Source organism: Ruegeria sp. HKCCA0370, assembly GCF_013033705.1.
GTDB lineage: Bacteria > Pseudomonadota > Alphaproteobacteria > Rhodobacterales > Rhodobacteraceae > Ruegeria.
On the sequence record NZ_WQEP01000015.1, the window covers coordinates 36,541 to 48,168 of the forward strand.

Consider the following 11,628-nt stretch of genomic DNA (forward strand, 5'->3'; position numbering starts at 1 on the left):
GTCTCCAATCTGCGGCGCCTTCATCAAGGACGTGGCCAGCGCCTGGGTTGCTCGGGTGTCCCGGATCTCCGGAACAGTGAAATCATGGTGGGCGGTACAAGGATCGAACTTGTGACCCCTTCGATGTCAACGAAGTGCTCTACCGCTGAGCTAACCGCCCACTTTCCCTTTGCGTGCCCAGCCCCATAACGAAATGGGGCGCGGAACCCCGCGCCGGTAGCGGGGTCTATAAAAGGAGTCGCAAAGGGGTTCAAGGGGTTTGGTAGAACTATTTTCCGGTCTATGTTGATTGCGAACATGGAGGGATCATGCAGAACGCAGCCTTTGTATTGGATATGCCAGAAAACCGCAGTTCATGCGTGGTTTTTTCATCCCCGCATAGCGGGCGGAATTATCCAGAAGCGTTTTTGAAGCGGTCCGTTCTGAATCAAAGCGTGATTCGATCCTCGGAAGACGCCTTCGTGGATCAATTGTTTGCTGCTGCGGCCGAAAATGGCGCGCCTTTGATCAAAGCGACCATGCCGCGCGCCTATCTGGACCTGAATCGCAGTCTGGACGAACTGGACCCGGCGCTGATCAGCGGTGCCCGCAGGCATGGGCACAACCCCAGGGTCGCATCAGGGTTGGGTGTGATACCCCGCGTTGTGGCCAATGGACGGGCAATCTACAGCGGCAAGCTGACCATGGACGAGGCGCGGCTGCGTATCGACACCTATTGGCGCCCCTATCATGCACGTTTGAAATCCCTGCTGGCCGAATCACACGAGAAATTCGGCCAGGCCATACTGGTGGATTGCCACTCCATGCCGCATGAGGCGGTGGCCATGGCTGGTACGACCCGAAACAAACGGCCCGAGATCGTGCTGGGTGATCGGTTCGGTGCTTCGGCCTCGTCTGAAATCGTGGACCTCGTCGAATCGGCGTTTGCTGCGGCAGGTCTGAATGTTGTGCGCAATGCCCCGTTTGCGGGGGCCTATGTGACTCAGACTTATGGCCGCCCCACCCGCCAGCAACACGCGATCCAGATTGAAATCGACCGGGCCTTGTATATGGACGAAGAAAAGATTGCGCCGAACGCCAATTTCATGACGTTTTCGAAACTCCTTCGGCAGGTGGTGCGCGACATATCCAGGATCGGTTCAAAACCTCATCGTCTGGCGGCGGAATGAAACTAGCGCAAAGCACGGCCCTTCACGATTGCTTCCGGGCCGAACCTCTGGCGGATCTGGTCGGTGGCCCGCTCGGCCTGTGATCTGCGGTCGGCGCCGGGATCAAGCAGGTCGCCGGAGATGTCAGCCTGATCCGCCGGGCACAGGTCAGACAGGCCACACCCCAACAGGCGGTACGGCCCCTGATCTCCCACCTGATCGAAAAGCCCTTTTGCGGTGCGATAAATCCTGTCCGCGATCTGCGTTGCGTCCCGCAATGATACGCGCCGTGTCAGAACCTTGTGATTGGCTTTCTTCAGCTTCAGCGTAACGACCCGGCCAGCCAGATCCTTGGCCTTGGCCCGGTCCGAGACCTTCAGGGCCATGCGCCACAAATGTCCGTCCAGAACATCAATATTGGCGGTGTCCTCGAAAAACGTGGTCTCATTGCTGATGGATTTCATCGGTTCATGGGCTGAAACGCGCCGTTTGTCCTGACCCCGTGCCAGATGCCACAGGCGATACCCCATCGAGCCGAAACGCGCAGTCAAAGCCTCCTGATCCCAACGCAGCAGGTCGTTGAAGGTTCGAATCCCTGCCCGATCCAGTGATTCCTGCGCGGCGGGGCCAATGCCCCAGATCAACCTTACGGGTTTGTCATTCAGAAACTCTGCCGTCTCCGCCTTGCCGATCACCGAAAACCCGCGGGGCTTGTCGAGGTCCGAGGCAACCTTGGCCAGAAATTTGTTGTGACTCAGCCCGATGGATCCTGTCACGCCCAGTTCATCCTTCATGCGTTTGACCAGACGCGCGAGCATGACGGCCGGGGGGGCTCCGTGCAGCCGTTCGGTGCCGGACAGGTCCATGAAAGCTTCGTCCAGCGACAGGGGTTCGACCACTGGTGTCAGTTCGTCCATCATGGCGCGGATGTCCCGTGACACCTGGGCATACACGGACATGCGTGGTTTGATCACGACGGCATCGGGGCACAGTTGCAACGCTTTGAACATGGGCATGGCGGATCGCACACCGCGAATTCGGGCCACGTAGCATGCCGTGGATACAACACCGCGTTTGCCGCCGCCGATGATGACAGGCTTGTCTGCCAGTTCCGGATTGTCCCGCTTTTCCACCGAAGCATAAAAGGCATCGCAATCCATATGAGCGATGGACAGATCAAACAGTTCGGGATGAGACTTTACCCTGGGGCTGCCGCAGGCCGTGCAGCGCCGTTCGTTGGTCAAAGGGGTCAGGCAATCTCGGCAAAGACCGGGCATCTGCGTCCTCGTGTGTTCCGCAGTTGTCTTGGGGGTTCTTTATATCATCCAGTGATATCGATCAAAGATCATTCAGAGAAAAGAAACCCCCCGCGCTTCGCGGGGGGAAGTAACGAACCTCAGGAAGAATAGGTTCGTTGGGGAGTAAATCCCCTTAAGAATCGCTAAGATTTTCGGGCTGAGATAGGGTTAAGCGCGCTTTTCAAAAACTCGCTTTTTGAATGTGTGTTTTCTGGCACAGGGACGATTTGGCGCGGATTCGCGAAAAATTGACGTAAGGTCAACCTGTTGCGGCGGTTTTTTCAGCGTGAATCCCTTTTGAAACGATGATCCTGCTCATCACGTTTTCAGAGAATTTAACTCGGTCAAAACGGCCGCGGCCGCGGATTTCGGATCTTCGGCCTGATAAATGGGGCGGCCAACTACGATATGATCCGCCCCGCCCTGGATGGCGCTGGCAGGTGTGGCCACACGTTTTTGATCGCCCAGTGCCGCGCCTGCCGGACGCACGCCGGGGGTTACGATCAGCCGGCCCGTCGCCTGGGGTAGGGCGCGGATCAGAGCGGCCTCCTGCGGGCTGGCGATCACGCCATCGGCCCCGGCCTCGAAGGCGTGGGCGGCGCGTTCCACCACCATGTCCTGAACGTCACCGGCCTTCATCATGCCGGCATCCAGGTCGTCGCGGTTCAGCGAGGTCAGGATGGTCACCGCCAGGATTTTCAGATCCTTGCCCGCCGCGCCTTCCTTGGCGGCGCGCACCACATGCGGGTCGCCATGCACGGTCAGGAAATCCAGATCGAACTGCGCCAACCCCCGCACCGCGTTTTCCACTGTGTTGCCGATGTCGAACAGCTTCATGTCCAGGAAGATGCGCTTGCCGTGTTCCTGCTTGAGCTCATTGGCCAGTGCCAGCCCGCCGCCTGTCAGCATGCCCAGGCCGATCTTGTAGAACGACACGGCGTCGCCCAGCGTCTCGGCCAGCTTCAGCCCTTCCAGCGCGTTGGGGACGTCGAGGGCGACGATCAGGCGGTCATCGGCGGTTTGGGACATTGTTTCAGCCTTTCAAACTTGACGGGATCGGCGCTTCTGTAGAGCGTGTGACGCATTGAGACAAGAAAAGACGCAGGAAAATACGGGATGATACGGTTGGGTGTGGTGTCCTCGGCGGCTGTTCTGGTCGTGGCGGGCGCGGTCTGGGCCGGTGAAACGGATTGCGGCGAGGCCCGACTGGTCTGCGCGGACGTCAAGGACAGCGGGTCGGCGACGGCGATCGAGAGTTTTGCACAGATCTATGCCGATTGTCCGATCTATTCGCAACTGGCGCGCGATCTGTTGATCGGGCTGACCGGCGAGGCCTCTGCGCCGGCAAAGGTCGACGACCCGAAGGAACCGCGACGGCGCCTGCGGGTTTCCGACCTGCGCCCCCGCCCGGAACCCGACCCCGACGATCCACCGCAGGACACCGACTATTCGGACGGAGAGTATGATTGCCTGATGGCCGCTGCCGCTCCGGGGCAGTCGCCCTATTTCGACGGGGTGAAATGGGCCGACATGGACGCCGAGAATGCGGTGGCGATCTGTGCCGATCTGCTGCTGAAAGACCAGGATGTCGATGCCGAGGTCGTCGCCGCCTTTGGCCGGGCGCTCATCAAAGGTGGCAAGCTGGAAATGGCGCTCGAGTTTTCGGAACTGGCCGCAATGGAGGGCAGCGGGCTGGCGATGAACACGCGCGCTTCGCTCTATAATGATGGCGAGATCGTTCCCACGGAACACGAGACCGCGTTTGCCTGGTACATGGCCGCTGCCGAAACCGGTCTGCCGATGGGGATGCACAACGTCGCTTATGGCTACGAGAACGGGAAAGGTATTGCGCCCGACATCGACAAGGCGCTGTACTATTTTGAAAGGGCCGCATTCTTCGGATATGAGCCGTCTCTGCTGCACCTCGGCGTAATCTATCGCGAAGGCACGCATGTCGCACGCGATATGCAGCGCGCGGTCGATTATCTGAAGATGGCGGCCCGAAACGGCAGCGCCGATGCCGCGGCGCGTCTGGGATACATCTACGAGATCGGCGAGAACGGCTACTCCAAGGACATCGAACAGGCGCTGGATTGTTATTTTCAGGCCGCCAGGCAGAACAATGTCGTGGCGCTGCACAATCTTGGGTCTTTGACCTATCACGGGCGGGACGGTGTGCCCCAGGACACGGAAGCAGCCCTGTTGTTCTGGGGCAGGGCCGCAAAGCTTGGCGATGTGAAATCGCAGCGCAAATTCGGCCGGTTGCTCTATGAAATCGGCGATGTCGACGAGGCGCTGAGGTTTCTTCGCCTCGCGGCCGAGCAGGGCGATGACGAGGCGCAAAAGCTGATCCGGCAGATCGAAGGCGATTGACCCCCACGGCTGACAAACGAGCCAGCGGTGTCCCCGCATTGTCCCAACTGTGCTATGGTGCTGCCATTCTGAAACGAAAACTGCATCAAAGGGACAGACCATGAAGCACCTTGTTCCGCTGGCCGTCGTGGCCACGCTGGCCGCCTGCGTCGACACGCCGCCACAGACCGAAACAGGCGCCGCGCCGCCCCCGACCAATGATGATTTGAATCTTGTCCGCGGCTATCGGTCCGAAGATGACTGGTGCCAGTTGACCGGAGAAACCGCCTTTACCGGCAATTTCCTCGACCACACCGCCGACCTTGTATCCTGCCCCACGGGCAGCGCCGCCGCGCAGTCGCTGGTCGAGACGAGCGATGCCCAGCAGGTGGCCGAAACCGGGGGCTACACTGTCTATACGATTCCGCGTGGTTGAGGCGTTTTTCCACTCTCTAGCCTCTTGAAGCGGCGGAGAAGTTTCCCAGATTGAGGTCAAGGCCCGGACCACTGCGTGCTGCCAAGCGGGCGCAAATTCACCGGGCGCTTGGAAAAGGAGAATACCATGGACTTGAACAAGTTCACCGAACGTGCACGGGGGTTCGTGCAGGCGGCGCAGACCATTGCGCTGCGCGAGGGGCACCAGAGGCTGGAGCCCACACATATACTCAAAGCATTGATGGATGACGATCAGGGGCTGGCAAGCAATCTGGTCACACGCGCGGGCGGCGCGCCGAACCGCGTGGTCGAGGCGCTTGACGCAGCTATGGGCAAGATCCCGAAAGTCAGCGGCGATGCCGGCCAGATTTACATGGACGGCCAGACGGCCAAGGTTCTGGACGAGGCTGAAAAGATCGCCACCAAGGCGGGCGACAGCTTTGTTCCGGTCGAACGCGTGTTGATGGCGCTGTGCATGGTCAAATCCAAGGCCAAAGAGGCGCTGGAGGCGGGTGCCGTATCTGCGCAAAAGCTCAACGAAGCCATCAACGACATCCGCAAGGGGCGTACTGCTGACACCGCAACGGCGGAAGAGGGCTATGACGCGCTCAAGAAATATGCCCGCGACCTGACCGAGGCCGCGCGCGAAGGCAAGATCGACCCGATCATCGGCCGCGACGAGGAAATTCGCCGCGCGATGCAGGTTCTGTCGCGCCGCACCAAGAACAACCCGGTTCTGATCGGTGAACCCGGCGTCGGTAAAACCGCCATCGCCGAGGGCATGGCCCTGCGCATCGTCAACGGCGACGTGCCGGAATCGCTGAAGGACAAGAAGCTGCTTGCGCTTGACATGGGGGCGCTGATCGCTGGTGCGAAATACCGTGGTGAATTCGAAGAACGCCTCAAGGCTGTTCTGACCGAGGTGACCGAGGCCGCCGGTGAGATCATCCTGTTCATCGACGAGATGCACACGCTGGTTGGCGCGGGCAAATCGGATGGTGCGATGGATGCCGCCAACCTGATCAAGCCTGCGCTTGCACGGGGTGAGCTGCACTGCATCGGTGCGACCACACTGGACGAGTATCGCAAATACGTCGAAAAAGACGCGGCCCTTGCGCGCCGCTTCCAGCCGGTGATGGTTCAGGAACCGACGGTCGAGGACACGATCAGCATTCTGCGCGGTATCAAAGAGAAGTACGAGCTGCACCACGGCGTGCGCATCTCGGATTCGGCGCTGGTGTCGGCGGCGACCCTGTCGCATCGCTATATCACCGACCGGTTCCTGCCCGACAAGGCCATCGACCTTGTCGACGAGGCGGCGTCGCGTCTGCGGATGGAGGTGGACTCCAAGCCCGAAGAGCTTGATCAGCTGGATCGTCAGATCCTTCAGATGCAGATCGAGGAAGAGGCGCTGAAGCTGGAAGACGATGCGGCATCGAAGGATCGCCTGGAAACCTTGCAGAAGGATCTTGCCGAACTTCAGGAAAAATCCGCCGAGATGACCGCGCAGTGGCAGGCCGAACGCGACAAGCTGGCTGGCGCGCGGGATTTGAAGGAACAGCTCGACAAGGCGCGGGCCGATCTGGAAATCGCCAAGCGCGAAGGCAACCTCGCCAAGGCGGGTGAGCTGTCCTATGGCATCATCCCCGAGCTTGAGAAAAAGCTGTCCGAGGCCGAGAATGCCGAAAGCAACGCCATGATGGCCGAGGAAACGGTGCGTCCGGAACAGATCGCCAGCGTTGTCGAACGCTGGACGGGCATCCCGACCGCCAAAATGCTGGAAGGCGAACGCGAGAAACTGCTGCGGATGGAAGAAGAACTGCATTCGCGCGTGATCGGTCAGGATGCGGCTGTCACCGCTGTTGCCAATGCAGTACGTCGTGCGCGAGCCGGTCTGAATGACGAAGGTCGTCCACTTGGCTCGTTCCTGTTCCTCGGACCGACCGGCGTGGGTAAGACCGAGCTGACCAAGGCCGTGGCGAATTTCCTGTTCGATGACGACAACGCGATGGTGCGCATCGACATGTCCGAGTTCATGGAGAAACACGCGGTCGCCCGTCTGATCGGTGCCCCTCCGGGCTATGTCGGTTATGACGAAGGTGGTGTGCTGACCGAAGCCGTGCGGCGCAGACCCTATCAGGTCGTGCTGTTCGACGAGGTCGAAAAGGCGCACCCGGATGTCTTCAACGTGCTGTTGCAGGTTTTGGACGATGGCGTTCTGACCGATGGTCAGGGCCGCACCGTGGACTTCAAACAGACGCTGATCATCCTGACGTCGAACCTTGGGTCTCAGGCGCTCAGCCAGTTGCCCGAAGGTGCGGACAGTTCACAGGCCAAGCGCGACGTGATGGATGCGGTCCGGGCACATTTCCGGCCCGAGTTCCTGAACCGTCTGGACGAAACGATCATCTTTGACCGCCTCAAGCGGGCCGATATGGATGGCATCGTCGATATTCAGATGGCACGTCTGCAAAAACGTCTGGCCGCCCGCAAGATCGAGCTGGCCCTGGATGACAGCGCCAAGGAATGGCTGGCCAATGAAGGCTATGATCCGGTCTTCGGTGCCCGCCCGCTGAAACGCGTCATACAGCGCGCCTTGCAGAACCCGTTGGCCGAAGCTCTGCTGGCCGGGGAAATCAAGGATGGTGACGTCGTTCCGGTCACCGCCGGGCCCGATGGTTTGATCATCGGCGATCGTTTGGGAACTTCCGAGCGACCCCGCCCGGACGATGCCGTGGTGCATTGATCTGACACCGTGAACTGAAAGGCCCGCTTTTTTGGCGGGCCTTTTTCATGTCGGCTTTCCATAGCCTTTGTTCAGATAATCACTGAGGACCTTCATCCAGACCTGCGCTTTCTCCATTGGAAACTGGGCCATGAACCTCAGCTTCACAATACAGTTGTCCACGACGCCGACTGCCAGAAGTTCGGACAGGCCATCCGATGCCTTGGCCTCGGCCCGATACGGCAACACCTGCGACGGATCACGCAACTGATAGGCGTTGATTTCGCCAAGCTCGGCACCGCGCCGCGCAGCTATTGCAGCGATATCGCGTGCAGCTTGCTTGAAGCTTTCAAGGGCCATTTCGGATGAGACGTCCCTTTGTTGATGGTCATAGAAGAAAACCGTGATCTTGGAGGACGGGTCTGCAAAAGTGGCGGAATAGCCGAGGCCCGGATGGCTGTCTTCATAAACTTCAGACCCGATCTGGTTCAGATCGCTCAGGACCTGCGGCGCGCGCTCAAACAGCTTTTTGCACGATTGCACATCAGCCAATGCCGGTCCGCACAGCAAAGACAGAGAAACAACAAGTGGTTTGAGCAACATGGAGGCAGGGTGTCCCAAACAGATCAAGAATGCACGAAGTCTTGGTCTGCAACTTTGGCAGAAGTTTGGCTCTGCCGGAAAGATGGCCGGGCGGGCGTTGGTCAGCCGCCCGGGAATTCGTCAGACCAATGCAAAGATCCGGGCCGGCCCGCCGGTGCCCCCTTGGTGCTTGGGCGCGCCGATCACCAGCGTTGCACCAGACGCAGGCACGCGATCCAGCCCAGCCAGACATTCGATCCCGAACCGGCCTGACGGCAACCAAGCGTAATGTGTCGCGAAATCTGCGGACATGCCGTGATCAAGAGACAGGGTATCAACGGCAATTGATCGCGCTCCGGTCTCCTCCATCAGCATCTGCGCGGCTTCAACGTGGAATCCCGGGTAATGCTGCGCTTCGCCGTCGAAATTGCGGAACTCATCCGTGGCGGTTTTGCCTGCCCATCCGGAATGCATCGCCACGCAGGCACCATCAGGGATATCACCATTGGCCGCAATCCAGGCTTTCAGATCGTCCGGGGTGACGCGCGTGTCAGCGTCTTCGGCCGCTCGGGCGGCGATGTCCACGACGCATAAGGGGGCGACCAGATCCGTGACGGGGATTTCATCAACCGACGTCCCATCCGCCGAAAAGTGAAGCGGCGCATCGATATGCGTGCCCGTATGTTCGTTGATTGAAAGGTTGAACAGATTGAAGCCGTGATCAGCAAAGTTGAATGCTTGCTCGGCGGAAATGCCGGGTTCGCCGCCCCATGTCGGGAAATCCGGGCTCAGCGTATGGGTCATATCTTCGACACCGCCATGCCCGGCTGCCAGTGCTGCCGGCGCGACGGCCCCGGTTGCGGCTGCTGCAACACCCGAAGCGGCGGCAGCTTTGAAGAACCCGCGACGAGACAGCATCTTGTCTTTGACGGCATTCATTACGCAGATATCACACATTTTTCTTCCTCCCATTGCGGCCAAAAGGCTGCAATCGCAGCCTTGCCTCGCGTTCGGCTTGGCGTGGCGCCCGTCTGACAGAGTGCAGCCTTGCGCCCGCAGTTGTAAAGTTTTGTACCCGTGTTCTGACGGTAATTCACTAAAACCGCGGTTTTCCGCCGGGCTCCAAAAGCTCTCTAGTCTATGGTTTTCGGTGCTGAAAACGATACTCGAATGCCCGATCACATTGGAACGTTACAATCACTTCGCTCAATCGTTACGCCTGTTTCCGTGGCTCTGTGCTATCAGCACACTACGTCAATAGCGACCACTGAAGATGACGGAGACCCATATGGCGCATCGCTGGACCAATACTTTGACACATGCCGACGTCACCCCCCGGGCGGCGTTCCTCAACCGGCGGCAGGTTATGGCCGGGCTGGCAGGTGTCGGCCTGACTGCGATGGCCAAACCGGCGGCAGCACAGGATGGGTTGGAGCCGAACACGTGGGAAGAGATCACCACCTACAACAACTACTATGAGTTCGGGACCGGAAAAGATGACCCGGCGAAATATGCTCATACGCTGGTGACCGAACCCTGGAGCGTCACGATTGACGGTCTGGTCGACCGCCCCGGCGACTATGATTTTCAGGCCATCCTGTCCGGGATGACGATAGAGGAGCGGATCTACCGCTTCCGCTGTGTGGAAGCCTGGTCGATGGTAATTCCGTGGAACGGGTTTGAGCTGGCCGACCTTCTCAATATGGCGGGCGTGCAAGACGGCGCGAAATATGTGGCTTTTGAGACGGCCTATCGCCCGGACGAGATGCCGGGAACGCGGTTTCCCGTTCTTGATTGGCCGTACCGAGAGGGCTTGCGCCTGGACGAGGCGATGCACCCTCTGACAATCATGGCAACCGGAATTTACGACCGCCCAATTCCCAACCAGAACGGTGCCCCCTTGCGTCTGGTCGTCCCTTGGAAATACGGCTTCAAATCGATCAAGTCGATTGTTCGGATCACGCTGACCGAGGATGAACCGCCCACCAGCTGGAACATGTCCAATCCACGCGAATACGGGTTCTACAGTAATGTGAACCCCAACGTGGACCATCCACGCTGGTCTCAGGCTTCAGAGCGCGAGATCGGGGGCGGGCTTTTCGCGTCCCGCAAGCCGACCCTGATGTTCAATGGCTATGAACAAGAGGTCGCCAGCCTTTATGAAGGCATGGATCTGACCAAGAACTATTAGGACCATGTCGGCGATTAACCAGATACTCCGCCGTATTCCGGTATGGGTCATATATCTGCTGGGGGCGTTGCCCGCGCCCTGGCTGTTTTATCTTGGCCTGACCGGTGGTCTGGGGGTCGAACCGATCGAGGCGTTGGAGCACAGATATGGGGAACTGGCCCTTCAGTTGTTGATTGCCGGTTTGGCGGTCACACCCCTGCGCCGGTATGTCGGCCTCAACCTGATGAAGTTTCGCCGAGCGATCGGGGTGCTCACTTTTGTATACGTCGCGTTGCATCTTCTTGTGTGGCTGGTTCTGGATGTGCAGCTTCCCAGCCAGATCTGGGCGGATATCCTCAAACGCCCGTACATAACGGTCGGCATGACGGCGTTCCTTCTTCTGCTTCCGCTGGCGTTGACCTCCAACAACTGGTCGGTGCGCCGACTGGGACTGCGCTGGCGCAAGCTGCACCGCCTTGTATACGCGGCCGCATTGTTGGGGGCGATGCATTACCTCTTGCTGGCAAAAGGTTTTCAGATCGAGCCGCTTGCTTACCTGGCTGCCATCATCGCCCTGCTTGCCCTGCGCCTGCCGATTCCCAACCTGTCTTTGTGGTCCAACAGGGCCGATTCCGCCTGACTCGGAGGTGAGTCTGTGGGTAATCATGTGCATAACGCGCTGAACCGGGAATTCTGACCTGCCTTTACATGGTTGTCAGCGGCAGCACGCTTGGTGGGTCCGATTTAAGTGTATGTAATTAATTGATAAATGAGCTTTTCAAGAATTTCTTCTGTTTTTGTGTATTTTCTGCTTGCGGGATTTGTTTGTTATACTTAGAACCCCCTTCACCGGCGCTGCTGAGGCGGTGCTGACGGGTCGGAGAGACGGCCTGACGGACTGGAAAGACGGTTGAGACG

Annotated in this window: 10 protein-coding genes and 1 tRNA gene; 6 read left to right on the forward strand and 5 right to left on the reverse strand. The window is 59.2% G+C overall.

What is annotated here, in order from left to right:
• Positions 1–85: 85 nt before the first annotated feature.
• Positions 86–160 (reverse strand) — tRNA-Val (locus tag GOW31_RS20540).
• Between the two features lie 148 nt (positions 161–308).
• Here GOW31_RS20540 and GOW31_RS20545 point away from each other — a divergent pair.
• Entirely contained in the window at positions 309–1,169 is an 861-nt protein-coding gene (locus tag GOW31_RS20545; RefSeq protein ID WP_171172618.1) for an N-formylglutamate amidohydrolase, read from the forward strand.
• 2 nt (positions 1,170–1,171) lie between these two features.
• Here the strand turns inward: GOW31_RS20545 and GOW31_RS20550 are convergent, their stop codons facing one another.
• A complete protein-coding gene (locus tag GOW31_RS20550; protein WP_171120609.1) occupies positions 1,172–2,425 on the reverse strand; it encodes a DNA polymerase IV in 1,254 nt (417 codons plus the stop codon).
• Between the two features lie 339 nt (positions 2,426–2,764).
• A complete protein-coding gene (pyrF, locus tag GOW31_RS20555) occupies positions 2,765–3,475 on the reverse strand; it encodes an orotidine-5'-phosphate decarboxylase (protein ID WP_171172619.1) in 711 nt (236 codons plus the stop codon).
• An 87-nt stretch (positions 3,476–3,562) separates the two neighbouring features.
• Between pyrF and GOW31_RS20560 the strand changes: the two genes are divergently transcribed.
• The 3 genes from GOW31_RS20560 (at position 3,563) to clpB (ending at position 7,979) form a co-directional block, all read left to right on the forward strand.
• Positions 3,563–4,819, forward strand: a complete 1,257-nt coding sequence (locus GOW31_RS20560) for a tetratricopeptide repeat protein (protein ID WP_171172620.1) — start codon at positions 3,563–3,565, stop codon at positions 4,817–4,819.
• A gap of 100 nt (positions 4,820–4,919) precedes the next feature.
• Positions 4,920–5,234, forward strand: a complete 315-nt coding sequence (locus GOW31_RS20565; protein WP_171172621.1) for a hypothetical protein — start codon at positions 4,920–4,922, stop codon at positions 5,232–5,234.
• Positions 5,235–5,360: 126 nt separating this feature from the next.
• Complete coding sequence (clpB, locus tag GOW31_RS20570; protein ID WP_171172622.1) at positions 5,361–7,979, forward strand: ATP-dependent chaperone ClpB; 2,619 nt, start codon at positions 5,361–5,363, stop codon at positions 7,977–7,979.
• 45 nt (positions 7,980–8,024) lie between these two features.
• Here the strand turns inward: clpB and GOW31_RS20575 are convergent, their stop codons facing one another.
• Together GOW31_RS20575 and GOW31_RS20580 are read right to left on the reverse strand one after the other, a co-directional pair.
• Entirely contained in the window at positions 8,025–8,561 is a 537-nt protein-coding gene (locus GOW31_RS20575) for a hypothetical protein (protein WP_171172623.1), read from the reverse strand.
• Between the two features lie 120 nt (positions 8,562–8,681).
• The gene (locus GOW31_RS20580) at positions 8,682–9,497 is read right to left on the reverse strand and encodes a cyclase family protein (protein WP_171120595.1); all 816 of its coding nucleotides are present in this window, start codon (positions 9,495–9,497) and stop codon (positions 8,682–8,684) included.
• 331 nt (positions 9,498–9,828) lie between these two features.
• Here GOW31_RS20580 and msrP point away from each other — a divergent pair, with 331 nt between their 5' ends.
• Both msrP and msrQ read left to right on the forward strand, forming a co-directional pair.
• On the forward strand, positions 9,829–10,731 hold the full coding sequence (gene msrP / locus GOW31_RS20585; protein WP_171172626.1) for a protein-methionine-sulfoxide reductase catalytic subunit MsrP: 903 nt from the start codon (positions 9,829–9,831) through the stop codon (positions 10,729–10,731).
• Positions 10,732–10,735: 4 nt separating this feature from the next.
• Positions 10,736–11,350 (forward strand): protein-methionine-sulfoxide reductase heme-binding subunit MsrQ, encoded by a 615-nt coding sequence (gene msrQ / locus GOW31_RS20590; protein ID WP_171172624.1) that lies wholly within the window; start codon positions 10,736–10,738, stop codon positions 11,348–11,350.
• Positions 11,351–11,628: the final 278 nt, after the last annotated feature.